The 26,442-nt window shown below is 63.8% G+C and carries 21 protein-coding genes and 1 pseudogene; 7 read left to right on the top strand and 15 right to left on the bottom strand.

Translation table 11 applies throughout. From position 1 onward, the window contains the following. Positions 1 to 461: 461 nt before the first annotated feature. The gene (locus MVA47_RS11085) at positions 462 to 830 is read left to right on the top strand and encodes a response regulator transcription factor (RefSeq protein WP_308280533.1); all 369 of its coding nucleotides are present in this window, start codon (positions 462 to 464) and stop codon (positions 828 to 830) included. Positions 831 to 864: 34 nt separating this feature from the next. On the opposite strand, the gene MVA47_RS11080 is transcribed toward MVA47_RS11085, so the two are convergent. The 3 genes from MVA47_RS11080 to MVA47_RS11070 all read right to left on the bottom strand — a co-directional run bounded on the left by MVA47_RS11080 (position 865) and on the right by MVA47_RS11070 (position 2,547). Further along, positions 865 to 1,524 carry a response regulator transcription factor gene (locus tag MVA47_RS11080; RefSeq protein ID WP_247207945.1) on the bottom strand — a complete coding sequence of 220 codons (660 nt, stop codon included), beginning with the start codon at positions 1,522 to 1,524 and terminating at the stop codon, positions 865 to 867. 69 nt (positions 1,525 to 1,593) lie between these two features. Then, positions 1,594 to 2,181, bottom strand: a complete 588-nt coding sequence (locus tag MVA47_RS11075; RefSeq protein ID WP_247207944.1) for a carboxymuconolactone decarboxylase family protein — start codon at positions 2,179 to 2,181, stop codon at positions 1,594 to 1,596. An 84-nt stretch (positions 2,182 to 2,265) separates the two neighbouring features. Next, the gene (locus tag MVA47_RS11070) at positions 2,266 to 2,547 is read right to left on the bottom strand and encodes a DUF3253 domain-containing protein (protein WP_062795602.1); all 282 of its coding nucleotides are present in this window, start codon (positions 2,545 to 2,547) and stop codon (positions 2,266 to 2,268) included. Between the two features lie 160 nt (positions 2,548 to 2,707). On the opposite strand from MVA47_RS11070, the gene MVA47_RS11065 reads away from it, so the two are divergent. The 4 genes from MVA47_RS11065 to MVA47_RS11050 all read left to right on the top strand — a co-directional run bounded on the left by MVA47_RS11065 (position 2,708) and on the right by MVA47_RS11050 (position 6,746). Continuing rightward, a complete protein-coding gene (locus tag MVA47_RS11065) occupies positions 2,708 to 3,445 on the top strand; it encodes an SDR family NAD(P)-dependent oxidoreductase (RefSeq protein WP_031333423.1) in 738 nt (245 codons plus the stop codon). A gap of 116 nt (positions 3,446 to 3,561) precedes the next feature. Continuing rightward, positions 3,562 to 4,125: a DUF998 domain-containing protein gene (locus MVA47_RS11060; RefSeq protein WP_247207943.1), complete on the top strand. Its 564-nt coding sequence runs from the start codon at positions 3,562 to 3,564 to the stop codon at positions 4,123 to 4,125. Between the two features lie 99 nt (positions 4,126 to 4,224). Continuing rightward, positions 4,225 to 5,166: a diiron oxygenase gene (locus MVA47_RS11055; protein ID WP_247207942.1), complete on the top strand. Its 942-nt coding sequence runs from the start codon at positions 4,225 to 4,227 to the stop codon at positions 5,164 to 5,166. Beyond that, positions 5,166 to 6,746 carry an FAD-dependent oxidoreductase gene (locus tag MVA47_RS11050; RefSeq protein WP_247207941.1) on the top strand — a complete coding sequence of 527 codons (1,581 nt, stop codon included), beginning with the start codon at positions 5,166 to 5,168 and terminating at the stop codon, positions 6,744 to 6,746. The genes MVA47_RS11055 and MVA47_RS11050 overlap by 1 nt, the downstream gene beginning before the upstream one ends. Before the next feature lie 30 nt (positions 6,747 to 6,776). On the opposite strand, the gene MVA47_RS11045 is transcribed toward MVA47_RS11050, so the two are convergent. Further along, on the bottom strand, positions 6,777 to 7,343 hold the full coding sequence (locus tag MVA47_RS11045; protein ID WP_243404406.1) for a TetR/AcrR family transcriptional regulator: 567 nt from the start codon (positions 7,341 to 7,343) through the stop codon (positions 6,777 to 6,779). Positions 7,344 to 7,425: 82 nt separating this feature from the next. Continuing rightward, positions 7,426 to 7,917 carry a PaaI family thioesterase gene (locus MVA47_RS11040; RefSeq protein WP_247210727.1) on the bottom strand — a complete coding sequence of 164 codons (492 nt, stop codon included), beginning with the start codon at positions 7,915 to 7,917 and terminating at the stop codon, positions 7,426 to 7,428. Between the two features lie 152 nt (positions 7,918 to 8,069). Between MVA47_RS11040 and MVA47_RS11035 the strand changes: the two genes are divergently transcribed. Then, complete coding sequence (locus MVA47_RS11035; RefSeq protein ID WP_247207940.1) at positions 8,070 to 11,114, top strand: RND family transporter; 3,045 nt, start codon at positions 8,070 to 8,072, stop codon at positions 11,112 to 11,114. Positions 11,115 to 11,158: 44 nt separating this feature from the next. On the opposite strand, the gene MVA47_RS27045 is transcribed toward MVA47_RS11035, so the two are convergent. From MVA47_RS27045 to MVA47_RS27260, 3 genes and pseudogenes are all read right to left on the bottom strand, one after another. Continuing rightward, positions 11,159 to 12,877, bottom strand: a complete 1,719-nt coding sequence (locus MVA47_RS27045; RefSeq protein ID WP_247207939.1) for an alpha/beta hydrolase — start codon at positions 12,875 to 12,877, stop codon at positions 11,159 to 11,161. A gap of 14 nt (positions 12,878 to 12,891) precedes the next feature. Continuing rightward, positions 12,892 to 13,212, bottom strand: coding sequence for a hypothetical protein (locus MVA47_RS11025; RefSeq protein WP_247207938.1), 321 nt, complete (start codon positions 13,210 to 13,212; stop codon positions 12,892 to 12,894). A gap of 152 nt (positions 13,213 to 13,364) precedes the next feature. Further along, positions 13,365 to 14,078, bottom strand: a pseudogene (locus MVA47_RS27260) (hypothetical protein). 84 nt (positions 14,079 to 14,162) lie between these two features. On the opposite strand from MVA47_RS27260, the gene MVA47_RS11015 reads away from it, so the two are divergent. Then, on the top strand, positions 14,163 to 15,692 hold the full coding sequence (locus tag MVA47_RS11015) for a glycosyltransferase family 39 protein (RefSeq protein WP_247207937.1): 1,530 nt from the start codon (positions 14,163 to 14,165) through the stop codon (positions 15,690 to 15,692). Positions 15,693 to 15,710: 18 nt separating this feature from the next. Here the strand turns inward: MVA47_RS11015 and MVA47_RS11010 are convergent, their stop codons facing one another. The 7 genes from MVA47_RS11010 to MVA47_RS10980 form a co-directional block, all read right to left on the bottom strand. Next, positions 15,711 to 17,024 (bottom strand): uracil-xanthine permease family protein, encoded by a 1,314-nt coding sequence (locus MVA47_RS11010; RefSeq protein ID WP_247207936.1) that lies wholly within the window; start codon positions 17,022 to 17,024, stop codon positions 15,711 to 15,713. 402 nt (positions 17,025 to 17,426) lie between these two features. Further along, positions 17,427 to 18,158: a heme peroxidase gene (locus MVA47_RS11005; protein ID WP_247207935.1), complete on the bottom strand. Its 732-nt coding sequence runs from the start codon at positions 18,156 to 18,158 to the stop codon at positions 17,427 to 17,429. Positions 18,159 to 18,242: 84 nt separating this feature from the next. Then, positions 18,243 to 19,466, bottom strand: a complete 1,224-nt coding sequence (locus tag MVA47_RS11000; RefSeq protein ID WP_374474172.1) for an MFS transporter — start codon at positions 19,464 to 19,466, stop codon at positions 18,243 to 18,245. Next, on the bottom strand, positions 19,463 to 20,209 hold the full coding sequence (gene narI, locus MVA47_RS10995) for a respiratory nitrate reductase subunit gamma (RefSeq protein ID WP_099381606.1): 747 nt from the start codon (positions 20,207 to 20,209) through the stop codon (positions 19,463 to 19,465). Before narI ends, MVA47_RS11000 begins: the two co-directional genes overlap by 4 nt. 3 nt (positions 20,210 to 20,212) lie before the next feature. Then, complete coding sequence (narJ, locus tag MVA47_RS10990) at positions 20,213 to 20,860, bottom strand: nitrate reductase molybdenum cofactor assembly chaperone (protein ID WP_247207934.1); 648 nt, start codon at positions 20,858 to 20,860, stop codon at positions 20,213 to 20,215. Continuing rightward, a complete protein-coding gene (gene narH / locus MVA47_RS10985; RefSeq protein ID WP_247207933.1) occupies positions 20,857 to 22,521 on the bottom strand; it encodes a nitrate reductase subunit beta in 1,665 nt (554 codons plus the stop codon). Before narH ends, narJ begins: the two co-directional genes overlap by 4 nt. After that, complete coding sequence (locus MVA47_RS10980; protein WP_247207932.1) at positions 22,521 to 26,249, bottom strand: nitrate reductase subunit alpha; 3,729 nt, start codon at positions 26,247 to 26,249, stop codon at positions 22,521 to 22,523. The genes narH and MVA47_RS10980 overlap by 1 nt, the downstream gene beginning before the upstream one ends. Positions 26,250 to 26,442: the final 193 nt, after the last annotated feature.

Genomic DNA, 26,442 nt, shown 5'->3' with positions numbered 1-26,442 from the left:
TACGCGTAGGCCGTTGCGCTGGCCACCGATGTGACAAGCGCGAGGCCGAAACCCCATCCGGCCGACACGACCAGGACACCGAACAGGAAGACCGCGCCGAACGCGGAATTGGGGGCGATCTGTTCGAGCAGATGCACCACGAGCATCTCGGTGGCGATGAAGCCGCACGCGATCGCGATGCCCCACCCCAGAGGTGGAGCGCTGGGCCGAAGCACCGTGGTGGCGAGCCTGTCGCGCCAAGAACCGCGATCGGTACTGAACTCCGTTCCTGCACGAGCCGCAGAGATCATCGTGCAGACCTACGGTGTCGCCTGCTTGTTCGTCCGAGCACACGGCGATGATAGTGCCGTTGTCGGCCAAGCGGCTCGTCGCCGGCCACCGCGGCTCGCGCCGCATTCCGCGGCGAGATGTTCCTGCTAGCGGGAATGCCCCGCGCGCGTCCGTCTGACACCCTCGAAGAGGTGAAGCCCTCCGACCATCGCTGCCTCATCGTTGATGACAGCGTCGCCTTCTGCGCTGCGGCGCAGAGGTTGCTGGAGGCTGCGGGCATGACGGTGGTCGGGACGGCCGCGACACTTGCTGCTGCGGTACAGACCGCCGCCGGCACCCGGCCCGATCTGATCTTGGTGGACATCGACCTCGGCGGTGAGAGCGGCTTCGATGTGGTGGAGGCTCTTCTGGAGACGCGGCCCGATCCGGCGCCCGCCGTCATCCTCGTCTCCACCCACGATGAGGAGGACTTCGCCGACATGGTGGAGGCGAGCTCGGCGATCGGGTTCCTGCCGAAGTTCGAGCTGTCCGCCGAGTCGATCATGCGCATTCTGGGGTGACGCCAGGTCGGCAAACCCCCTGAGCCCGTGGTGATCAGCTCATCGCATCGAGATACATGATCACTGCCCGCACCCGACGATGGTCGTCGGACGTATCGGCCAGATCCAGCTTGGTCAGGATGCTGCGGACGTGTTTTTCCACGGTGCCCTCGGTGATCCACAATCGGCGGCCGATCCCGGCGTTGGACAGTCCTTCGGCCATCAGCGTCAGCACATCTCGTTCCCGTGCGCTGAGGGCACCGAGCGGATCATCGCGCCGTCGCGCGGCCACCAGCTCGTGCACCAGAGCGGGGTCGATCACCGACGCACCGTTCGCTATTCGACCCACGGTGTCGACAAAATCGGTGACGTCGGTGACCCGGCTCTTGAGCAGGTAGCCGATCCCTCGGCCCCCGTCGAGCAGCTCGAGAGCGTGGTCGACCTCCACGTGCGCCGACAACAGGAGCATCGACACCGAGGGAAACTCTTTGCGGATCTGCAGCGCGGCGTCGAGACCCTCCGAGGTGTGCGACGGTGGCATCCGGATGTCGATGATGGCCAGTTGTGGCGGTTCCGCCCGCACGAGCGTGAGCAGTTCATCGGCGTCGCCGGCCTGGCCGACCACATCCAGCCCGGCCTGCGTCAACAGGCTCGACAGGCCCGCCCGCAGCAACACATCATCGTCGGCGATCACCACGGAAAGTCCGGCCGACATGTGAGTCCCTTCGTAGATCGCGCCACCTGCCGGTACCAGTGTGCCCGGTCGGTCAGACGGTCGGCGCGGTCAGCCCGACACAGCTGTGTCGGGATCGGCCCACGGCACCCGGCAGGAGTCGGTCGAGAATCCCTGGTCGGTGATACCGAGCGCCGAGTACATCCGCGCGCGTTGGTTCTCCAGCCCGATCTGATAGGTCAGTTCCACGACTCCGGCGTCGCCGAAACGCTCACGCAGATCGGCCACCTGCTCGTCGGTGACCGTGGTCGGCGTTGCGGTGATCGCATCGGAGTAGGCGATCGCCGCCCGTTCGTCGTCGCTGTAGTGCGGCGAACTCTGATAGTCGGCGATGTCGCGCAGGCGGTCGATGTCGAGCCCGTGGAGACGCTGGAGCATGGTGCCGAAGTCGACGCACCACGAGCACCCGATGGTCCAGGCCGTACGGAACACAGCGATTTCCCGGATGTTCGATGGCAACACCGTCGATGCCTTGTCCACGGCCGTCTCATGCATCGCCGACGCCAGGAACAGGCCGCGGTGATGGGCGGTCACGGCAAACGGTTCGGGCACCGATCCGAACCTGCGGGCTGCATATCGATACGCCCCTTTGATCAAGAGACCTGCTTCGTCCGGTTTGACTGCTGGAATACGTGCCACGCGAGGAACCTCCCACTTCAGGCGGGCGCACTGTGCGCCCCTATCTGGAGGACGACACAGCCCGACAAAACGTGACAGGCAGGCTCAGCGAGTCCAGCGAATGCGTATGGGGCCTCGGACGTTGGCCGGATCGTCGACCACGTCACCGCCCTGGGTGATCTGGACTTCGCCGTCCGCCATCATCTGGCGGGCGACCGCGCGCACCGGTTCCATCAGGGGGCGCCAGTCATCAGGGGCAACCGCTCGCGCGACATCCGACGGGCAGATACTCGAATCCGGCGACCGCGCGCTCAGCAGGTCGCGAATCTTCGCCGTGAGGGAAACGTCATCGGTGCCGTCCGGCGCCCCGCCGTTCGTGTGGGCCATCTGCCCAGCTTCCCGTCGCGGTGGCCCACCGTCAACGTCCTCCTCCCCAGCGACGCGAGGTCCGATTCCCGCCAGCACCCCCGAGTGGTCGTGAGATGAACTGATGTTGCGCTTACCGGAGCGTGAAAGCGGTTGTCACACACAGAGAGTTGGAGTCATCGTGTCAAAAGTCGCATTGGTCACCGGATCGAGCCGGGGCCTGGGCCTTGCCACTGCGTGGGCACTGGGCCGCGCAGGGAACACCGTCATCATCAGTGGCCGCGACGGTGGGCGGATCGAATCCCTGGCCGCCGATCTACGCGAGGAGGGCCTGCGCGCGGAAAGCCTGGTCCTCGACGTGGAGTCCTTCGAAAGTGCTCGATGCGCGGCTCACGAACTCGCCAACCGCCATGATCGGCTGGATGTTCTGGTGAACAACGCCGGTGTCCTGCCCGAGGCCACCCAGCCGGCCGAGATCAACTTCAGTCACCCGTCGGCCGCCGCGAAGACCTTCAGTGTCAACACCCTTGGGGTCCTCAATGTGGTCGAGGCGATGCTGCCGCTCATCTGGCGTAGTGCCGGCGGCCGCATCGTCAACGTATCGAGCACCATGGGCTCCTTGGCGGATCAGAAAGATGTTCAGTCGCAGTACTATTCGATGGTCGTTCCTGCCTATCAGGCGTCCAAGGCGGCGGTGAACAGCATCACCATCGGTCTGGCGAAGATGCTGGCCGGCACCACCGTCAAGGTCACGTCGGTGTGCCCGGGTCATGTGCAGACCGACCTCGCCCCCGGCAACCGGACACAGGCGCCGTTGACCGCAGAGGAGGCAGCGGCCGTTGTGCTGCGTGCGGCGACGCTTCCCGACGATGCCGAATCAGGCACCTTCATCGACGCGGCCGGACCCGTACGCTGGTAGCCGGTGTCGGGGTTGGTGGGTGCGAGGTGAGAGCCCCGAACCTGTGATCGCGGGAAGGCGAACAGTTGCCGGCACCGCCGCGAGTACCACGATCGGCCGTACCACTCTGGGCACTGGTGAGCGCTGCCGCTGCTCCCGTCCTGCTGATCGGCTCCTCGGTGATCGCCGCGATGATCATCACCGAGAAGTACGACGCCACGAAACAGACGCTCAGCGACCTGGCCACGATCTCCGGCGGCGGCTGGGTGATGGTTGTCGGGATCGCCCTGAGCGGGGCCTGCCAGATCGTTACGAGCGCTGGTCTGACCGGAATCAGGACACGGGCGCGGATCGCGTTGGCGGGGGCAGGCGCGTGTGGGATCGCCGTGGCGTTGTCACCGGTGGACGTCGCACCCACGTTCCATCTCCTCGCGGCCGGAGGTTCAGCGGTCCTGTTCTGCCTGTGGCCCCTGCTGGCGATCTCTCGCGCGCCGTCTGCCGCCCTGACCATTCGACCGGCCGTGGCGACAACGGCCTCGATCATCCTGTGCGCAGTGCTGGGGTGGACGGTTCTGGAGACCGGCGGAGGCGACCGGCTGGGGCTCGCCGAGAGGATCAACTTCACCGCGGAGATGCTGTGGCCGCTGGTGGTGGCCATCGATCTGCGGCGCCGGGGAACGCAGGTTCAAGCCGCGCACTGATTTCGGTCGCGACCCTTTCCAGACGCGCACCTCCGTGTTAGCGTGACAACGCACATTGTCGTATCAATGTCCGTTGTCTTAGTTTGTGGAGGTTCTCCGATGTCTGTGAACGCGGCGCAAGCGCACCACCAGTCGACCCACGACAACGTGGTGAGCATGCACGATCAGGGCACCGACGAGGTGTCCAAGCGTCTGCTCGCCTCGGCGGCTCGACTCTCGCGCAATGCGATGACCGAGATCGATTGGGACCAGCCGATGGACCCGGACAAATACGGATGCAGTCCCGAGTGGTCGCCGCTGTACGGCACCGACTACTGGGATGAGCTGACCGAACCGCAGCGTGTGGCACTGACCCGCCACGAGTTCGCGTCGATCATGAACATCGGTATCTGGTTCGAGATGATCCTGCAGGAGATGGTGATCCGGGATCAGTACCTGGGCGACTACCACGACCCGGAGTTCCAGTTCGCGCTCACCGAGATCGCCGATGAATGCCGGCACTCGATCATGTTCGCGAAGGCCTCGCAGAAGATGGTCGGCAAGTCCTACCACCCCTCCAAGTTCGTCGGATGGATGGGCAAGGTCTTCATGCGCACGGCGCGTTCCGAGATCGCGTACACCGGAATCCTGGTGGCCGAAGAGATCCTCGACGTCTTCCAGCGCGGCTGCATGCGTGATGAGAAGGTGCTTCCGTTCATCCGCACCGTCAACGAGATCCACGTCCTCGAAGAGTCGCGGCACATGAAGTTCGCGCGCGAAGAGGTCCGGGATGCGATGAAGGGTGTCGGCTGGTTGCGCCGGCAGTGGAGCGCACTGGTGGTGTCCATCGCCGCCGCGATCATCTTCACGAGCATGATCCGTCCGCGGGCGTACGCCGACGCCGGTCTCGACGCCAAGCGGGCTGTTGCCACCCGCCGATCCAACGAACACTTCCATTCGATGGTCCGAAGCAGCTGCGCACACCTGATGAGCTTCCTCGACGAAGCGGGTCTGCTCACCAAACCCGCGGCCCGCATCTATCGCAAAGTCCACATGCTCTGATGTTCGTCATCACCCAGACCTGCTGCAGCGACGCAGCATGCGTGTCCGTGTGTCCGGTCAACTGCATCCACCCGACCCCGGAAGAACGCGGGTTCGGCAGCTCCGACATCCTGCACATCGATCCAGAAGCCTGCATCGATTGTGGCGCCTGCGCCGACGCCTGCCCCGTGGACGCGATCTACCCCGCCGACAAGCTGGGTACCCGCGACAAGGTGTTCATCGACATCAACGCCTCGTACTACCGCGACAACACCGACGTGACCTCCGGGTGGACTCCGATCACCTACCCCGTCATCCCGAAACTGCCTGCAGGCCAGCGTATTGCGGTGGTCGGGACCGGCCCCTCCGGCGGCTACGCGTTGCGCAGCCTCCTGGACCGCACCACCGCTGACATCACGGTGATCGACAAATTGCCCACGCCCGGCGGCCTGGTGCGCGCCGGCGTGGCACCTGACCACCCCGGTACCAAGAAGGTGCTGCGAGGGTTCGACATCCTGTACCGCGACCCGCGGGTCACCCTGGTCACCAACGTGGAGGTCGGGGAAGACACTGCCGCCGGCCAGGTTTCACCCGCCGAACTGGCCGATCATTTCGACGCCGTCTTCTATGCGGTGGGAGCCAGCGACTCCCGGCAGCTCGGCATCCCCGGCGAAGACCTGAACGGCTCGACCTCGGCCACCGATCTGGTTGCCTGGTACAACGCCGCACCGGCAATCGACGACGCTGAGGTGTTGCGCCACAACAACACCGGACGCGTTGTGGTTGTCGGCACCGGCAACGTGGCACTGGACGTGGCCCGGATCCTCGTATCGCCTCCCGAACTTCTCGCGACCACCGATATCGCCGACCGGGCGTTGGAGGTCTTGCGGCGCCAGAATGTGCGCGAGGTCGTGCTCCTTGGCCGCCGCGACCAGGCCGGCGCTGCCTACTCCGCGGCCGAATACCGAGCGCTGAACTCCATTCCAGGTGTCGACGTGGTGGTGGAGAACGATCCCGGCGTCATCTCCGACGACAGCGGGGTGGCCGACCCGACCGCTCGTCGCATCGTTTTCCGGTTTCACTCGGCTCCCGAGGAGATTCTCGGCGACTCCTGGGTGAGCGGCGTCCGGGTTCGTACCGGCGCCACCTCCCACGTCATCGCTGCCGACCTCGTGGTGCGATCCATCGGCTACCGCTCCACCCCGATCGCCGGCCTGCCGTTCGACCAGCAACGCGGCGTGTTCCCCAATGATGATGGCCGCCTTCTCGACACGAACGGCGACGTCATCCCGGGCAGCTACGTGCTCGGCTGGGCAAAACGTGGGCCCACCGGTGGCATCGGGGCCAACAAGGTGTGCGCCGAAGCGACGGTGGACGAGTTCTTGATCGACGCAGAAAAGGGCCTGCTGTCCGGTCGATCACACGGCCAGAAACACTTCGAGGCACTGCTGCGACAACGCGAGGCTCCGGTGATCGGCTACCGGGGCGTCCGAGCCATCGACCGCGCCGAACGGCGGCGAGGCGAAGAGCTCAACCGCCCACGGGTGAAGTTCACGTCTGTACCCGACATGGTGAAGGCTGCGGGGCGACGCAAGCGCTGAGTGAGCGTCGGTCCTGCCGAGACCTCGAGTTCAGGTGAGCGTTTTCAACAGGGCTTTCAACTCGGTCGCCGTGTGCTTGAGGGGAGTTGTCGATTTGGTCGACTTGCTCAGCATCACCGCGCCTTCGAGCGCGGACAGTGTCAGTGTGGCGAGACGTTTGGCGCGGGCTCGTGACACACCTTCGTTGACGATCACCCGCTCGAGCCCGAGCATCCACGCATTGAACCAGCGCGCCGCCGCCTCCCCCAATTCGGCGTCGGCCGGCCCCGCGCCCACCGCGGCCCCAGCGACCGGGCACCCCGCAGCGAAGTCACTGGTCTCGAGCAAATCGGTCCACCAGCGAACGAAGGTGTCGATGGCAGCGATCGAGCCGCGCTTCACAGCCGATTCGATGACGCCGTTGATGGTGGTGCCGGCATAGTCCAGCGCTTCGGCGACGATCTGCTGACGCCCTTGCGGGAAGTGGTAGTACACCGAGCCACGCGGCGATCCGCTGCGTTCGAGCACCGCATCCACGGTGACACCGGCGGCTCCGCGCTCGCGCATCACCTCGACGGCGCCGATCAGCATCCGTTCACGCGTGCCCTGACGCTCCACTGTTCTCCTCCGCGACGCAACCAGCCATATATCGTAATGAATACTACGTAACTGTTGCGGCGCGGAGTTCGGGATCGTTCGGTCAGGACGGCCCGTCAGGCGCGCCGACAGTGGCAACCACGGCTGATCCTGCCGCTTCTGCGGCCTTCCGCGGGTTGAGGATCAGACATGTTGTGGTCGCGTGCGCGACCAGGCGCCCTTCGTCGTCGTGCACCTTTCCCTGAGCTGTCGCAACGGTTTTGCCCACGTGGATGATCTCGCCGGTCGCTGTCAGCGTGCGGCCCTGCGTCGACACCGAGCGAATGTAATTCACGCCCAATTCCAGGGTTGTGTACCCGACCCCCGCCGGCAGAGTTGTGTGCACGGCACAACCCATCACCGAGTCGAGCAGGGTCGCCGCGATACCCCCATGCACACTCCCGAGTGGATTGGCGAAGTCAGGCGCGGTGGTGAGCACCATCGTAACCTTGCCCGGATCCACTTCGGTGAACTTCATGCCCAGCAGCCGCCCGATCGATGGAACATCTTGCAAGTCAGCGGATTTGATCCACCGCAGGACTTCCAATCCGGTCATTTCTGCGAAGTTGTCGTTCGCCACTTTGTTCTCCCTTGTCGCTGATCGACGAGCAGGTCGCTCAAACGAGGACTTCCGATCCGGCGTCCTCCGTGCTCTACTATGCCATACAACATAACAACGGTCATTGACTTATTAAGAGGTCTCCCGCAATGTCACACGGTCCCAACGCCTTCTTCCGGAACACCGGCGCGTTCTGCGCACGCCATAGGTGGTGGGTGATCGGCTTCTGGGTTGCGTTGGTGGTCGGGCTGAACCTGGCAGTCCCTCAGATAGAGCAGACCGTGTCGGAGAAGTCGGCCGCGTTCCTTCCCGAACACATGCCGTCCGTCGATGCGCTGCGCGACATGTCGACGGATTTCGGCGCTCCCGCGTCGACTGCTGTGGGCAGTGTGGTTCTTGCTGATGACGGCGGGATCACCACGGCAGATGATGACTACTACCGCCGCCTCGTAGAGGTTCTGTCCGGTGATCACGAAAACGTCGCCTACGTCCTCGACATGTACGGAAATCCCGCCACCCGCGCCGCCGCAGTCAGTCCGGACGGCAAGGCCGTCAACGTCATGGTGGTCGCGGAAGGCGACGTCGGCAGCACGCGTGCGCACCACAGCACGGCCGCGATCCGTTCGGCGATCGACTCCATTCCCAAGCCAGACGGTCTGTCGGTGTACTACACAGGCGCCTCGCCCACCCTTGCCGATCTCTTCTCTTCGATCGATCTGTCGCTGCTCATCATCACGGGAGTGTCGGTACTGCTGATCACGTTGATGCTGCTGATCGCCTACCGCTCGCTCATCACAGCCCTGATTCCGTTGGCGACCATCGGTTTCGGACTCGGCGCCGTGCGGCCCATCGTGTCGTTCCTCGGCGCGAATGAACTGATGTCGATCTCGAACTTCTCGATCGCCATCATGACGGCGCTGGTGCTGGGTGCCGGAACCGACTACGCGATCTTCCAGATCGCGGGCTACCACGACGCCAGGCGTGCGGGTGAAGACCCGGACACTGCTGTTGCGACGGCCAGTGCGCGGGTCTCCCCGATTCTGGTTGCCTCGGCCCTGACGATCGCTGCTGCTGCGGGTGCCATGATCTTCGCCGAGGTCGGGATGTTCAAGACGGCAGGCCCGCCCACCGCGATCGGGGTTCTGCTGGCGATGGCGATCTCGGTGACGCTCACACCCGCGCTGATGTCCGTGGCCGGGCGTCGCGGTCACATCGAGCCCAAGGCATCAACCGAACGTCGCTGGCGACGACGTGGTGCAACGATCATTCGACACTCGGGCCCGCTGGTTGCGGTGTCGATGGTGGTTCTCGTCGCGTTGGCAGCAATGGTTCCCCTGCTGCGCGTCAGTTACGACGAAGAGTCGGTTCAGCTCTACGCCAACGACTCCACGCGCGGCTACGACAAAGTGCTCGAACACTATGGCGTCAACGAGATCCTGCCCGAGTACCTGATCATCCGTGCCGATCACGACATGCGTAACACCAACGATCTGGCGGCGCTTGAACTCGTGGCGATGTCGGTGTCGAAGTTGCCCGACATCGCTTATGTCCGGTCGATCACTCGACCCGATGGCTCACCGATTCCCGAAGCATCCACCGGATATCAGGTGGGCCAGGTCGGCAGTCGGCTCGACGATGCCCATCGGCAAATGGTCGAGGCCACACCGGAGTTGCAACGACTGGCATCCGGGGTGACAGCACTTCGCGACGGTGCCGACTCCGCGCTGGAACAGTTGCCACTCTTGGTCGACGGGACCAATCAAGTTGTGGGACTGGCCGGTGGTGTGCTCGACGCAGTGGACACCGCATCGCGAATAGTGGCGATCGCCTCTGATGGCCGCCTCTCCCTTCCCCAGGGAGTCACTGAACTCGCAACCCTCGCCGACACGCTGAGTCTCTTGGTCACAGCGGTTTCCACGAGCAATGAGCAAACGCTGGCTGCCACCGAACAGCTCGACGACGTGTTCGGTCCGATGCTCATGACCGTGCCTGACGCAGGGTGCCAGGCTGACCCCACATGCCTGGCGGCGCGGTCGGCGTTCAGCCTGTTCGACAAGGCCACGGGCGGGAAAGCCTCTCGAACGTTGCAACAAGCCGTGAACTTGTCGGGTGTGCCGGGCGAGGTCATCGACAAGGCACAGGCATTGCTGCCTGAAATCGAGACCGGGCTGAGTCAGGTCAAGATCCTTCTCGATGGGCTCGGGGGTAAAACGCCGGAGCAGCTGCGTTCTGAGCTGGGTGCCCTGACTGCGGGGGTCACTGAACTCTCGACGGGGATGACACAGCTGGCCGAAGGGCTTCGCCAGGTCAAGGCCGGCACCGACAAAACCGTGTCGCTCACCGGGCAACTCACCGCCGGGCTCGGCGAAGCCGGCGACTACTTGCAGACGATGGCTCGAGACACGACGTCGGGTCCGGGGGCGGGTTTCTACCTTCCCGCACAGGGTCTCGAAGATCCGCGTTTTGTGGCAGGCACAAAACTCTTGCTGTCACCCAATGGCAAGACCGCGCGGATGCTCGTGGTGCGCAGCATCAACCCGTACGGCCACGAAGCGATCCGCACGGTGCACGACATCGCCGACACTGCCCGGACCGCAACCACCGGAACGGTTCTCGACGGTGCGGAGGTGAGCTCGACCGGCCTGACATCGTTGTCCGCCGACATGAATGATCAGGTCAACAGAGACTTCGCACTGTATGCCGTGGTCGCGATCTTGGCGGTGTTCCTGATCCTCGTCGTGTTGCTCCGCAGCATTCTCGCGCCACTGCTCCTGGTTTTGACCGTGCTGCTGTCGTTTGCGGCGACCGTTGGGTTGTCGATCCTCTTCTGGCAGTACGGACTGGGTATCGACCTCGATTGGTCGGTCGTACCGTTGGCGTTCATGGCTCTTGTGGCCGTCGGCGCGGACTACAGCATGCTGTTTGCATCCAGGATTCGTGAGGAATCCCAGACCGGGATGATCGGCGGAATCATCCGAGGCTTCGGGTCGACCGGTGGTGTGATCACCACGGCCGGCGTCGTTTTCGCCGTCACGATGTTTGCCCTCATGAGTGCAACCGTGATCAATCTTCTCCAATTCGGTTTCACCGTGGGCGTCGGACTCATCCTCGACGTGGTGGTGGTTCGGTCGGTCCTGGTTCCGGCCGCGATGGCCGCGATCGGCAACCGCATCTGGTGGCCTGCGAAGGTATGACGGGCAACTGCTTCTGGATGGTGGGCGTTCCGGCGTAGCGTCCATCACTCAGCCCTGTCGGCGAGTTCTGGACGGCCCGCGAGAATTGCGGCCAAGTTGTATCCGCTGACGCGGAGTGGGTTCTCGCGGGTGCCCGGAATGCCCTGGTCCTCCTGGGCCCGGGAATACTGACCGTGGCTGTCCACCCCGTCGCGGTGCACGTTGTCCGCAGTCGTTCGCTCCTCGGTGGACAACTGGATGAAGTCCGAGGCAAACGGGTTGGATCCGTGAACACCCTCGCCGGCAGCGAGATTGATCCACTTGTCATCGGGGTCGTTCATCAGATAGGCGTGCCCGTACTCCAGTCCCAATTGTGATGACGTGTTCGCGTACACACCAGGACTCCCGTAGAACACGGTGTCGTCCACGTACTCGTGCGCTCCTCCCTGCAGGGCCAGCGACGCCGTGGTCGATCCGTAGGAGTGCCCGTTGAGTACAAGGTGCTGCTCGTCCTCGGAATGGTCGCTGGTCAGGCCCAACGAACGCGTGAAGTCGGCGAGGCTGTCCGCTCCGGCTTTCGCTTTGCCATCTCCTAGTGCTTCCCACGGGGCACCGTCGTTGACGTCGGGGGTGTCGTACCCGATCCACGCCACCGTCGAGACAGCTTCTCCCTCGCCGCCGGTGGCGGCAAGGATGCCGAGGGTCTCGCGACGCAAGGCACCCGCCTCGCTTGTCATGGTGCCGATCGACTTCGCTTCGGTGTTCACTCCGGGCACGGTCACGCTGACATGACGGGCTTTGTCCGGATCGCCCACCGCGACCGCTGCTTTCGTCTCTTTCCCGTCAGGCTGAAACGTGAGCAGGAATGCTCGCGCTCCGGTGTCGGTGTGATCAACGCGGTAGTCCCCGCCCAGTGCCGTGTTGACGGCGCGCAAACCGTCGAGCTCTTCGCGCTTTTCGGCCAGCCTTGAGGCGAGTGCGTACTGACCCCTGGCGCCGATGTACGCCCTGTCGAGCGCCGCGAGTTCGGCCTCCACCCGTTGCGTCTGCGCCGCGAGCGCGATCCGGTTGGCGACGTCGCGCGAGGCAGCGTCCACACCGTCGAGGTTTCCGATCAACCCCGGATGCTCCGCGATCATCTGCTGCTTCTGCGCCTCCGGGAGCGCCCGCCACCAGGCGTCGATCTCTTCGGGCGACTTCTTGTCCATGTTCGGCCAGGTGGGCGCAGTGAGAGATGCACCTGCCCGACCGGACTCGAACGCCTCTGTGAGCGAGCCGAACTCTTGATAGACGATCTCGCCGGCGACGATCTTGCGCAGGACAGTCGCGGTGTCGTTGTCGATGTCCTCGGCCTGGACGACAAGCGCTCGCGCACGGACCAACAGGTGGTTCTTCGTTTTCTCCCGTTCTGTCCGTTCTTCGCCCGTCGTGTTCATCGCGAACGCGTCATCGACCTTGGGCGGTGGTTGGATCACCATGTCGGCGTCAGATGCGTCGGCGCGAAGAAGCGCCAACGCCGACTTCAATTCGCCGACGGCGATACTCGTCTGGCGGGCCAACTCCGACGCCGCGCCCAACGCAGCTGCCTCATCGTTGAGCGATGTGGACACGGATCGGAACGATCCCCCGGCCGCGGTTGCTCCTTCGCCTTTCCACCCAGGAGTCGCCGCGACCTTGCGCAACATTGCGTCGGCGTCGATCACAGATGCGAAGCGGCCGTTGAGTTCTGCGACCAGCACGTCGAGTGCGGCGGTGTCCCAGTTGTCGATGTCGGTGAGATCCACGACTACGCCACCCTCTACAGCCGCAGCCCGGTCGAGGGTTGTTGAAAAGAGCCTGCCGCGCAGTCATCGACCGACCCATAGGACGCCGCGGCACCCGCCAGACCTGTGGCGAGTCCTTCTAGCGCGCCCAACATCTCACCGGCCCGTCGCTCGAGCGTTGTCACGTAGGTGACGAACTCCGTCTGCGTCGAGGTTCCGAATCCGTTGGCGCACAGCGCAATGTGTCGTCCCGATCGATCCAGGGCCGCGGCCAGGTCTTCGCCCAGAAGCGCCGCTTCCCTACCCCACCGCGCAAGGCCGATCGTATCGACCTCAGTGTGCGACTGATTCCCCACAGTTCCCCCGAACCTCGCCCGAACCCAGTGGCGTTAGGACGCCGGCTAGAACTCGACGGTTCCAGAAGGACCGGTGGCGCCGCATTGCTGAACTCCCCGACCACAAACGCGCTCAATTGCTGGCGGGCCAGGGCATCTGCAAGGGAACTTCGTCACGCCGACGGTTTGCCCGCCACCAAGTCTTCGATGTCGAGGCCCCAACGTCCGAAGGTGTTGTCGAACTTCTTCTCCTGCTGTTGCGCGCGACCGAGCTTGACGTCGGAATATCGTTTGCGTGCCCACCTCGACTTCGGCCTGGCGAGGCGAACTGCGCCGATCCAGGCGACGGGAGGGATGAACGCGCCGATCGCAGCCGTCTGGTACTTGCCCTTCTCGACGCACAACAACAGGGCGAGGATGTGAAACGGGATGGTGCCGAGCAGGACAAAGTGGCCGGGCGTCCCGACGTTCGACACGACGGGATCGATGCCGAGCAGCACCAGTCCGAGGAGTGAGCCCGTCAGGGCGACCACCTGCACCGACAGCTAGCCTTCGGCGGACCAGTAGACGTCTTGCAGGTGCAGGATCATGGCGAACTCGTCGAGCACCAGCGACGATCCAACCCCGATCATCACCGCACTGACCTCGGCCCACGGTGAGTCACCGTGGACGGCCACCGACAGGAATCCCCCACCGATCGTGGAGATGATCCCGGGGACCGCGTGATGGATGTGCACGCCGCCGGCGACGTTGTCGTGGAAGGGCCCGCGCCCGGAGCGAATCATCCGGGTGATGGTCCGGGTGACCACAAACGTGATCATGAACGAGGCGAAGAGCAGCAACATCGGCAGCCTGGTGTCGTCTACCAGGCCCTCGAGGAACGACATGGCTAGAAGCTACAGCGATCTTGCTGAGATACGCTCGACCGCGTCAACAGGCCCGGTGAGGAGACAGCGCTGAACGATCAGACGGTGGTCCCGGCCGAGTCGCGCAGGTCGAGGTTTCGAGTCGGCCCGAACGTGGATGCGGTCGCCGTTGCCGTTCTTGCGTTTGTGGTCAGTTTCGTCGGCATCGGCAATCCGTCCTTCTGGTACGACGAAGCCGCCACCATCTCGGCGTCCACCCGCTCGATCTCCGAGCTGATCGACCTCGTCTCGTCCACCGACTCGGCCCATACCTTCTACTACGTCCTGATGCACGGCTGGTTCGTCGTCTTCCCCGAATCGGAGGCGTGGTCGCGGCTGCCCAGCGCCGTCGCGGTCGCTGTCGCCGCTGCGGGCGTGGTGGTGCTCGGCAAACTACTCTCACGCCGCGCCGTCGGCGTGACCGCCGGCATCGTCTTCGCGATCCTGCCGCGGGTCACGTTGGCAGGCATCGAGGCTCGTCCTTATGCCCTGGCCATCGCGGTGTCGACGTGGCTGACCATCGTCTTGTTCGTGGCCATCCGGCGTGGGGTCACATCCTGGTGGCTGCTGTATGCGGTTCTGGTGGTGTTGTCGGTTCTTGTCAACATCCACCTGTTGTTGCTGGTGCCAGTTCATCTCATCGCCCTGATCATGCTCGGCAACAACCGGAGTCAGCTCCGCGCCTGGGGTCTGTCGACCGTTCTTGCCGTGGTACTGCTCAGCCCCTACCTCGCCTTCATGCGCGCCAAGTCCACCCAGCTCAGTTGGATCGATCCTCTCGACGAGCGTGTGTTCGGCAATGTCCTGCTGACCCAGTACTTTGATTTCTCGATCGCCTTCGCGGTGGTCGCATTTCTCTTGCTGGGCACCGCTGTGGTGCTGTTCTTCGCCCGGCGAGAGCGCGTCGCGATCAGCGGCATGCGCGCGGTGGTTGTCCTCTCGATCGTGTGGATCGTGGTCCCCACCGTCGGGTTGCTGTTGTATTCGTTGATATCGCAACCCATCTACGTCGATCGGTATTTGTCGTTCACAGCGCCTGCGATGGCTCTGCTGATCGCGGCCTGTGTGGTGGCCATCGCGCAGAAGCCCGGGGCCATCGCCGCCGTGCTCGTCGTCATGGCGATCGCCGCGACGCCCAACTGGATCGATCAGCGCGGTGACTATGCCAAGTTCAAGATGGATTACAGCCAGGTCGCCGACCTCATCGGGGCGCAGGCGTCACCCGGGGACTGCCTACTGCTCGACGACACCGTCTCGTGGGAGCCCGGCCCCATTCGGCCGCTGCTCGCCGCGCGGCCAGAGGCGTACCGGGGCCTGATCGATGTCGGGTTGTGGCAGCAAGCGCGTCCCGAGGGACTGCTCTGGGACACGAACGCGGCACCTCATCTACGCCGTGACCAGATTCGTGCGTGCACCGTCATCTGGACCATCTCGGAGAAAGACAAGAGCCTGTCGGCACACGATGCGGGTCCGGCGCTCGACCCCGGCCCGCGTCTGGCCCCGACCATCGCCTACCGCGTGCCTGCACGGATGGGCTTTCATGTGGTCGAACGTTGGCAATTCAACATCAGTCAGGTGACGAAGTCGGTGCGTTGACCGAGTCGAGCCGGTGGGTCAGCTGGGTGTCGGCCCGGTCTTCTCGGTCGACGGGTCCACGGTCACGGTCCCCCGCCAGCCACCCACCACGCGCATCACGTGGTAGATCAACAGGGCTGCAACGGCGCCCAGTGCGATACCGCCGAAGCTGAGGTCGCCGATGACCCAGGAGAAGTCGGCAATGCCGATCACCAGGGCAATAGCCGCGGTGAATTGGTTGACCGGCTTGGAGAAGTCGACCTTGTTGGTCACCCAGATGTGCACACCAAGAATTCCGACGAGGCCATAAAGCGCGGTGGTGACGCCACCGAGCACACCATCCGGGATCGCCGCGATCACGGCGCCGACCTTCGGTGACATTCCCAGGATGATTGCCGCAACGCCGGCGACCCAATATGCCGCCGTCGAATAAACCTTCGTCGCGGCCATCACGCCGATGTTCTCGGCGTACGTTGTTGTCGCCGAACCGCCACCGCTGCCGGCGAGCACCGTGGCAACACCGTCTGCTGCGAGTGCCCGGCCGATGCGGTTGTCGTAGTTGAGACCGGTCATGGTGTTGATCGACTTGACGTGCCCGATGTTCTCGACAACCAGCACCAGCACAACCGGTAAGAACATCGGTAACACCGAGAGGTGGAATGTCGGAGTGGTGAAGTCCGGCAGTCCAACCCAATCCGCCGAACCGATCTTGCTGGTGTCCACTTCGTCTCTCGCCAGAGCGAAGAGATAGCCGAGCACAACACTGGTGAAGATGGCGAGGCGTCCGAGGAGTCCCCGGAACAGGATGAGTGACGCGATCAGCAGAACGAGCACCACGGTCGCCGTGATGGCGTCCTTCTCGTAGTTCGCCTTGGCCGTCGGCGCAAGATTGAGCCCGATCAGAGCGACGATCGTGCCGGTCACCACAGGGGGCATCAACGCTTGGATCCAGCCGGTGCCGGCGTACTGGACGACCACGCCGATGATGATCAGCAATGCACCGACCACCACGATCCCGCCGAGCGCTGCCGATTCGCCATTCGATGCCGTCGCCGCGAGGACAGGCGCGACGATCGCGAAGCTGGAACCTAGGTAGCTGGGTAGCCGGTTGCGCGTGATCAGCAGGAAAAGGATGGTGCCGATTCCGGAGAAGAGGAGGGTCGTCGCGGGCGGGAAGCCGGTGATCACCGGGACCAGGAAGGTCGCGCCGAACATTGCCACCACGTGCTGCAGGCCGATGCCCACGGTCCTGGGCCAGGTCAGCCGTTCATGGGGAGCCACCACGTCCCCACTGCCGGCCACCTGCCAGCTGAAAAGCGACGGCGACTTCTTCTCGAGATGTTCGTTCGGCATGGCCACCAGTCTGAGGCACCGCCGGCGGCGCCGGTGCATTGACCGGGTAACTCGACGCGTGCCTGGCTCGGCTCGCGGTTCGGGCCCACTTCCTCCGACTGCGGCCACATCCTCCGGTTGCAACCGGAGGAACTACACCAAGTCGGAGGAAACACGGCCGACGCCCACAACCCCACACACACCCGGGCCCCACACCCTCCGACTCCAGCCACACCCTCCGACTACAACCGGAGGAACCACACGAAGTCGGAGGGAATACGGCCGACGCCCACAACCCCACACACACCCGGGCCCCACACCCTCCGACACCAGCCACATGCTCCGACTGCAACCGGAGGAACCACACGAAGTCGGAGGGACTACGGCAAACGCCCCACTCCCTCCGACTTCTGCAGCGCCCTCCTACCCGGCCACGTCAGCCGCTTCACCCACCGACTCACTCACCGGCCGTCTGGTCTGCAACCGCCAGATCGCGTGTTCGGTGTGAATACTGTTCCATCCCTTCGCCTTCGCCACGTCACGGATCCACCCGCTGACCGATCGCGCATCGACCTCACCTATCGGCAGCTCGAGCACGTCGGCCACGTACTCGACCACCAGTCGATTGGCTTTGGCACCCGGTATTCCCGCGAGCATCAGCACGTACGCCCATGTCACGCCCGACCGCTGGCCGGGCACCTCGCGCCACGACTTGTTGACCACATCGATGGCATCGGACTCTGCCGTCAGCCGTAGTTCTTCGACCGACCGGATCCCCAGCCCAACGAGGCGGCTCGCACCGTCCCGAACGGCTTCGGCCTTCAACGGTGCACCTGGCGTCGTCGACGTGGGCCTACGGTTGCCTATCTGTTCGGCCCACGCCTGCGCGCTACCCAGCTCGTCGAACGTCGAGAGCAACTCCGCCGGCCCGTCGAGGTCCGCATTCCCACCCTGCCCCGATCGATACGTGCGGTACCGCTCGACGATGTTGGCCACCTGACCGTACTGCGCACCGGTCGAGTAGATCGAGTCGATGATGCACAGCGCCAACGACTCTGGATACGCCCTCGGCTTGATCCACAGCGCCTCGTCTCCCAGATCGCGCTCGCACGCGTTCACCAACGCATCGATCCGAACATCCACCCCTGACGACATACTGTTCCCCCTTGATTGACGTCACCCATCCCCATGGGCAACACGTGGGGAGACGGTAGCGCCGGCATACGACACGGGGACCGCTCAGACGGTGGCGTTCTCCGACTTCCGGTGCCGGATACCGAACGCCGTGTACACCGCAGCGAGCGCGGACACGATGACCAAGAGCGTCAGTCCGACCGTGTAGCTGTGGTCTTCGGCGTTGTAGGTGGCTCCCATGAGCAGCGGCGGGAAGAAGCCCCCGAGTCCGCCTGCCGCACCTACGATTCCGGTCACCGAGCCAACTCGCTCCTGTGGCGCCTCCTTGGCCACCCAGCTGAAGACCGACCCTGAGCCGAGCCCCATGCACAACGCCATGAGGACGAAGTCGAGACCGGCGGGGATCTCCAGGGGCGGTTTGGTGATCATCCAGATCGCCAGGACGGACGCGCCGGCACACGAGATCACTGTGATGAGACGGGCTCCAAAGCGATCCGACAAGATGCCACCGAGCGGTCGGGCGACCACCGCCGCGATCGCGAAGCCTGCGGTGCGGGTTCCGGCTGCCTCCAGGTCGAATCCGTACACATCGTTCAGGTAGGTCGGAAGGTACGTCGAGAAGGCGACGAACCCACCGAACGCCGCGGCGTAGAGAAATCCCATCTGCCAGGTAATCGGCAGCTTGGCAGCACCGATCAGCTTGGGCACCACCGCATCGTGATTTGCCGACCACCGGGGTGAGTCCCGCATCAGCATCCAGCAGACAGCGGCGACCACCACGAGTGCCACGGCGATGATGACGTGGGTGGTGACGTATCCGAACCACTGGACAAAGCGCGGCGTGAAGAACGCCGACAGTGCTGTGCCGCCCATACCCGCGCCGAAGATCCCGGTGGCGAAACCTCTCCGTGACTTGTCGTACCAGGCGTTCACGAACGGGATGCCGACCGCGAACGAGGTGCCGGCGATACCGAGGAAGAAGCCCGCGATCACCAGGATCGTGTAGTTGTCGAAGTGCCCACCGATGGCCACCAGAATGACGAACGGCACCGAGGCAAGGAGCAACACCGGGAACATGATTCGTCCGCCGAGCCGATCGGTCAGTGCCCCGGTGAGGATCCTGCCCAACGATCCCACCAGGATCGGGATGGCCACCAGCACCGACTTGGCGGTCGACGACAAGTCCATGTCGGCGGTGTACCGAACCCCCAACGGACCGATCAGGTTCCACGCCCAGAAGCTGATGGTGAACGCGGTGGTGGCGAGAACAAGATTGAGTGTCTGCGCGCGCCGGTCCACCGGCACTTCCGTCCCAGTCGACATCGTCATCGTTCACGGTCCTTCACTCCGACCGGCGCCCATCCGCGCCGATACTGTTGGTTGCCAGGGGACGAGTGCTGGTCACGGCTGCGATAGACGATGTACGGCCGAAATAGATAGTGCACGGGTGCGGTGAACATGTGCACCAGCCGGGTGAACGGCACCATCGCGAACACCAGCATTCCGACGAGAACGTGGATATGAAACCTCAACGGAGCGTTGTTCATCGCTGCGACGTCGGGATTGAAGTAGAAGATGGAACGGAACCACGGCGAGACTGTTTCCCGGTAGTTGACGCCCTTTTGCCCAGGTACCACGCCGAGGAATGTGCAGTACAGACCGAGCAGCAACGCGGCGGTGAGAACCAGATACATCACCTTGTCGTTGCGTGTGGTGGCCATGAACACCGGTCCGACAGTGCGGCGCCGATAGATCAAGATGACCAGACCGGCCAAGGTGCATACGCCCGCGATGATGCCAAAGAACGCGGAGTTCAGATGGTAGAGGTCTTCGGTAACACCCACTGCCTCAGTGAAGGATTCGGGGATCACCAGGCCGATGGCGTGGCCGATGATCACCACCAGGATCCCGAAATGGAAGAGGGGTGATCCGATGCGCAGCAGTCGCGATTCGTACAACTCCGAAGAACGTGTGGTCCAGCCGAACTTGTCGTATCGGTAGCGCCAGATGGTGCCGCCGATGAGAAGGGCCAGGGTCAGGTAGGGGACGACGCCCCACAGGAAGATGTCCACGTCTCACCTCGTCTCCGCGATGGGTAGCAGGCGGGGGTCGAACGGTTCGAGGCCAACCGTTTCCAGCGGGATGGACGGTCGCATGGCCATTGCGGACTGACGGTCCGTCGGCGATGCGCCTGGCACTGTCGAGCACACGGCGGTCAACACATCGACATAAGGCGAGCCCGTATCGAGGAGGCCGAACCGGATGAGTTCGAGAGCTGCTCGGTATCTGGTGAGGAGTTCCTGGGCAACCACAGGATCAGCGCGTGCGCAGTATTCGAGCACCACGGGCAGATGGTCGGGCAACTCACCGTGCAGATCGACGAGATACCCGCTGTCGCGGTACATCTGCTTGAATTCGCCCAACACTGCTCCCCTGCGCCTGGTGTCCCCGTCGGTCCAGTACGACAGGTACAACGTCCGCTTGTTCGACAGGTCGAAGACGTCGACGTACTCGCGGCGGATGGCCTCTGCGTCAGCACGGGTCAGATAGTCGACGAAACGATGCAGCGGCGTGGCGGTGTTCCGATCGGGATGCTCGTCGAGAGCTGCTTGCAGCAGTGCCACTTTCGACAGCAACTGCTCATCCGGATAGCTCAGACACCACGACGCGACCTGATAAATCACCCGGTGGTCGATGCCGCGCGTGCCGCGTAGCCACCTCATCGCTGCTCCGAAGGGCCGGGGAACATGCCGTTCGGGACACCGTTGCCGTCCCAGTTCAGCAGATTCACGCGGCCTGCCATGCTCGCCTCCCCCGCCGCAGTGTTGGTGGTCTGCCGTTGCTTGAGAGCGTGGAACGTCTCCACCGACACCGGCGCCGGGCGACCGCTGGCCTCTCCGAACGCGCCGGACTCGAACATCCCGGGACCCTCTTCATAGTCCAGAGCGCACGCCATTTCGTCGAGTTGCTCGGCCTGCTCGAGATGGGCGGTCGGGATGACGTAGCGGTCTTCGTATTTGGCGATGGCCATCAGGCGGTACATCTCGTACACCTCTTCTTCGGACATACCGACTGCAGCCGGAATGTCAGGATTCGGCTCCCGGCCGAGCGTGACGTCACGCATGTAGGCGCGCATACCGGCCAAGCGCTTGAGAACCCTGTCGATCACCTCGGTGTCTCCCGCAGTGAACAGTTCAGCGAGGTATTCGACCGGGATGCGCAGAGCGTCGATCGCACCGAACAACGTGCCCGGGCTCTCCGCATCGTGCCCTTGATCGGCGAGCAGGTCGACGATCGGCGAGAGCGGCGGGACGTACCAGACCATCGGCATGGTGCGGTATTCCGGATGCAGGGGCAACGCGACGCGGTACTTCTTGGCCAGCGCGTAGACCGGTGACCGGCGGGCGGCTTCCAGCCAGTCGTCAGGGATCCCATCTCTTCTGGCGGCGGCGATCACGTCAGGGTCGTCGGGATCGAGGAGGACGTCGAGTTGCGCTTCGTACAGGTCTTTTTCGTCCGGTGTGGAGGCAGCATCGGTGACGGCGTCGGCGTCGTAGAGGAAGATTCCGAGGTAGCGCAGACGTCCGACGCACGTCTCCGAGCACACTGTCGGCTGCCCGACTTCGATGCGCGGATAGCAGAGCGTGCACTTCTCGGCCTTGCCCGACTTGTGATTGAAATACATCTTCTTGTAAGGACATCCGGTGATGCACTGGCGCCAACCGCGACACTGGTCTTGATCAACCAGGACGATGCCGTCTTCACTGCGTTTGTAGATGGCGCCGCTCGGGCAGGAAGCCATGCACGACGGATTGAGGCAGTGCTCGCAGATGCGCGGCAGGTAGAACATGAAGGTCTGCTCGAAGCTGAACTTGATCGCTTCTTCGGACTCGCGACGCAGCTTTTCGACGATGGGATCGAGATCGCCGTATGCGGTTGAGCCACCGAGGTTGTCGTCCCAGTTGGCCGACCAGGAGATCTTGGTGTCCTCGCCGGTCAGCAGCGATTTGGGTCGGGCCACCGGGAAGTCATCGCCGAGCGGGGCGTCGATGAGTGTTTGGTAGTCATAGGTCCATGGCTCGTAGTAGTCGGCGATGGTCGGCTGAACCGGACTGGCGAAGAGGGTCCACAGTTTCTGCAGTCGCCCACCAGTGCGCAGACGCAGTTTGCCTTTCGCGTTCAGATGCCAACCGCCGCGCCACTTCTCCTGATCTTCATACCGCCGCGGGTAACCCTGACCGGGACGCGTCTCGACGTTGTTGAACCAGACGTATTCGGTGCCGGCACGATTGGTCCAGGCCTGTTTACACGTCACCGAGCACGTATGGCATCCGATGCACTTGTCGAGGTTCATCACCATGCCGACCTGCGCCATGACTCGCATCAGAACGTCACCTCCTGGCTGCGTTTGCGAATGGTGGCCACCATGTCGCGTTGATTACCTGCCGGCCCGAGATAGTTGAAGGCGTACGACAGTTGGGCATAGCCGCCGATCAGGTGCGTTGGCTTCACGAGTAATCGGGTGGCCGAATTGTGGATCCCGCCCCGGCGTCCGGTCGCCTCGGACTTCGGAACGTCGATGGTGCGCTCCTGCACGTGGTAGACGTACGCCACTCCTGCCGGCATCCGGTGACTCACGATGGCCCGGCATACGAGAACACCATTGGCGTTGACACATTCGATCCAGTCGTTGTCGGACACGTCGATCGCGGCAGCATCCTCAGGGCTGAGCCAGGCGGTCGGGCCACCCCGCGACAGCGACAGCATGAACAGGTTGTCCTGGTACTCGGAGTGGATCGACCACTTGGAATGTGGCGTGAGGTAGCGGACCGTCACCTGTTGCGCACCATCGGGACCCAAACGGGGCTCACCGAACAGCCGATGCATGTCGAGTGGGGGCCGGTAGATGGGCAGTGCCTCGCCCATATCGATCATCCAGTCGTGGTCGAGATAGAAGTGCATGCGGCCGGTGAGTGTGTGGAAAGGCTTGAGCCGCTCGATGTTCACGGTGAACGGCGCGTATCGGCGGCCACCGGTTTCCGAACCCGACCATTCCGGTGAGGTGATCACCGGAACTGGTGCGCGCTGGGTGTCGGCGAACGTGATCCGCTTCTCCTCCGAGCCGCCCGCGAGGTCGTCGAGGCGCTTGCCCACACGTTTTTGCAGCTTCTCGAATCCGTCGACGGCCACCGCGCCGTTGGTGGTGCCAGAGAACGTCAAGATTGCTTCGGCGAGTTTGACGTCGGTGTCGAGGGCGGGGCGACCGTCGGCGGCACCACCGAGCATCACACCGTTGACCGAGGCCAGGTGTTCGCTCTGCTCGGCCAGGTCGTAGGTGACGTTCTTGACCGTGAAGCCGAGCTTGTCCACCAGCGGCCCGACGGCAGCGAGCTTGTCGGCGATGGCGGTGTAATCACGTTCCACCACGGTGAAGTTCGGCATGTTCTTGCCTGGCGTTCCCGGGTCCGGGGCGCCCTGCCAATCCATCACACGACCGTGCGGCTGCGCGATCTCACCGGGGGTGTCGTGCTGCATCGGAACGCTGACCAGGTCATGCCGCACTCCGAGGTGGGTCTTGGCCAGGGCCGAGAACTTCTCTGCCAGTGTGTGAAACAGATCGAAGTCGGACTTGGCTTCCCACGGCGGATCGATCGCGGGCGAGAAGGCGTGCACAAACGGATGCATGTCGGTGGACGACAGGTCGTATTTCTCGTACCACGTGGCGGCCGGAAACACGATGTCGGACAACAGTGTTGTGGATGTCATCCGGAAGTCCGCCGACATCAGCAGGTCGAGCTTGCCCTCGGGGGCCTCGTCGTGCCACTTCACGTCGCGTGGCCGGGGCGTCTCGGGATTCTCGGTGCCCAGCACGTTGTGGTGTGTACCCAGCAGGTGACGCAGGAAGTACTCGTTGCCCTTGGCCGACGAACCCATCAGGTTCGAGCGCCACAGCACCAGAGTGCGGGGCCAGTTCTCCGGTGCGTCGACGTCAGTGATCGCCGGGGTGAGCCCACCGTCGTGAAGCTTCTCAGCCACATAACGACCGACCGAGTCTGCAGTTCCGGCGTCCACCGCAGCATTCGCCTCATCGGCGAGGTCCAGTGGGTTGCGGTCGAATTGAGGGTAGAACGGCATCCAGCCGAGACGGGCGGACTGCGCAATGGCATCGGCGGTGTGTTCGTGGTCGAGTGTCCCTCGGGACAACGGTGAAGCGAGTGAAGCCGCCGAATAGCCGTCGTTGCGCCACTGGTCGGTGTGCATGTACCAGTACGACGTTCCCGTCATGGTGCGCGGTGGCCGTGACCAGTCGAGCGCATTGGCCAGCGAGATCCATCCGGTGATGGGCCGGCACTTCTCTTGTCCGACATAGTGAGCCCAGCCACCACCGTTGCGGCCCATGCACCCCGTGAGGATCAGCAGCGACAGGATGGCGCGGTAGGTGGCATCCCCGTGGAACCACTGACAGATGCCGGCTCCCATGATGATCATCGAGCGCCCACCCGAATCGATCGAGTTGGTGGCGAACTCACGGGCCACCCGGATCGCCGCTTCGGCGGGCACTCCGGTGATCTCGGCTTGCCACGCGGGTGTGTACGGAGTGCTGACGTCGTCATAGCCGGTGGGCCACTCCCCCGGCAGGTCGTCGCGAGCAACGCCGTACTGGGCGAACATCAGATCGAAGACGGTGGTGACCAGCGCTCCGTTCACCCTCGTCGCCGGAACACCCCGTCGCAGGACCTTTCCGGAGCCATCCGGGGCATCGAAGGCCGGGAGCAATACCTCGACGGCGTCGGTGCCGTCATGACCGAGCAGGGTGAGGATCGGTTCGATGTCGCCGAGGTCGAGATTCCACCGGCCCTCTCCCGATGTCGAGAACCGGAAGCCGAGGGATCCGTTCGGCACCGCGGGCTCACCGGTGTTCCTGTCGAGGACAACCGTTTTCCACACCTCGTCCTCGGCCGCGGCACCGTCGGGCAGCGCCGCGAGTTCGTCTGCGGTGACGAACTTTCCGGGCACGTACGCGCCGTCGTGCTCGTCGAGGTGGATGAGGAACGGTAAGTCGCTGTACGTCTTGATGTAGTCGTTGAAGAACGGCACCGAGTCTCGAGCGAAGAACTCGGTGAGGATGACGTGACCCATCGCCATGGCGAGCGCCGCGTCCGTACCTGCCTGCGCTGGTAGCCATTCGTCGGCAAACTTGCTGTTGTCGGCGTAGTCGGGGCTGACGGTGACGACTTTTGTTCCGCGATAACGCACCTCGGCCATCCAATGCGCATCAGGCGTGCGGGTCACCGGAACGTTGGAGCCCCACATCATCAGATAGGTGGCGTCCCACCAGTCGCCGGATTCGGGCACATCGGTCTGGTCGCCGAACACCTGCGGGCTGGCGACCGGGAGGTCGGCGTACCAGTCGTAGAACGACGTCATCACGCCGCCGATGAGCTGGATGAAACGGGTGCCCACACAGTGCGACACCATCGACATCGCCGGGATGGGCGAGAAGCCGGCACAGCGGTCGGGGCCGTAGGTCTTGATGGTGTGGACGTGCGCCGCGGCTGCCATCTCGATGGCCTCGTCCCACGACACCCGGACCAGGCCGCCCTTGCCCCGTGCCTGTTGATAGGACCTCCGACGCATCGGGTCTCCAACGACATCGGCCCAGGCGAGCACCGGGTCGCTCACCCGGGCCTTCGCGGCGCGGTACATCTCCACGAGCACGCCGCGGGCGTAGGGATGCCGGACCCGTGTGGGCGAATACGTGTACCAGGAGAACGCGGCACCTCGGGGGCATCCGCGAGGCTCGTACTCGGGCCTGTCCGGGCCCACCGATGGATAGTCGGTCTCCTGGGTTTCCCAGGTAATGATGCCGTCCTTGACGTACACCTTCCATGAACACGATCCCGTGCAGTTCACGCCGTGTGTGGATCGGACGATCTTGTCGTGACTCCATCGGTCGCGGTAGAACACGTCACCCGCACGGCCGCCCTCCCGGAACACCATGCGGCCGTCGTCGCTCTCATCCCACCGGGTGAAGAACCTGCCGACGTCGAGGAGGGCCTTTGCTGCCTCGCCCTGAACCCCGTTTGGCTTCATATCCGTTGACCGGGCCATGAGGCCACCATACGAAAATCAAATGTATTGCATGGTCTTTTCAATACGAAAATCAAGTAACTATCCGGACAACATGCGATTTCTTAAAATTGACCATTCATTGATCATGGTAAATGACACATCTGGCCTTTATCCGATATGTCCGGATCTGCATCTGACTACGCAGAACACCAGATCAGAGGTGGTGACAGGT

Source organism: Williamsia sp. DF01-3 (assembly GCF_023051145.1).
Classification (GTDB): Bacteria; Actinomycetota; Actinomycetes; order Mycobacteriales; family Mycobacteriaceae; genus Williamsia.
This window is presented reverse-complemented; position numbering and strand designations above follow the sequence as displayed.

Bases quoted from the DNA above. Each gene is read 5' to 3' on its own strand.
- MVA47_RS11035 (WP_247207940.1), top strand. From the start codon at position 8,070: ATGTCACACGGTCCCAACGCCTTCTTCCGGAACACCGGCGCGTTCTGC.
- MVA47_RS11010 (WP_247207936.1), bottom strand. From the start codon at position 17,024: ATGCCGAACGAACATCTCGAGAAGAAGTCGCCGTCGCTTTTCAGCTGG.
- narH (WP_247207933.1), bottom strand. From the start codon at position 22,521: ATGCGAGTCATGGCGCAGGTCGGCATGGTGATGAACCTCGACAAGTGC.
- narJ (WP_247207934.1), bottom strand. From the start codon at position 20,860: ATGAGGTGGCTACGCGGCACGCGCGGCATCGACCACCGGGTGATTTAT.
- MVA47_RS11070 (WP_062795602.1), bottom strand. From the start codon at position 2,547: ATGGCCCACACGAACGGCGGGGCGCCGGACGGCACCGATGACGTTTCC.
- MVA47_RS11080 (WP_247207945.1), bottom strand. From the start codon at position 1,524: ATGTCGGCCGGACTTTCCGTGGTGATCGCCGACGATGATGTGTTGCTG.
- MVA47_RS11040 (WP_247210727.1), bottom strand. From the start codon at position 7,917: ATGACCGGATTGGAAGTCCTGCGGTGGATCAAATCCGCTGACTTGCAA.
- MVA47_RS11055 (WP_247207942.1), top strand. From the start codon at position 4,225: ATGTCTGTGAACGCGGCGCAAGCGCACCACCAGTCGACCCACGACAAC.
- MVA47_RS11005 (WP_247207935.1), bottom strand. From the start codon at position 18,158: ATGTCGTCAGGGGTGGATGTTCGGATCGATGCGTTGGTGAACGCGTGC.
- MVA47_RS11050 (WP_247207941.1), top strand. From the start codon at position 5,166: ATGTTCGTCATCACCCAGACCTGCTGCAGCGACGCAGCATGCGTGTCC.
- MVA47_RS11000 (WP_374474172.1), bottom strand. From the start codon at position 19,466: ATGACGATGTCGACTGGGACGGAAGTGCCGGTGGACCGGCGCGCGCAG.
- MVA47_RS10980 (WP_247207932.1), bottom strand. From the start codon at position 26,249: ATGGCCCGGTCAACGGATATGAAGCCAAACGGGGTTCAGGGCGAGGCA.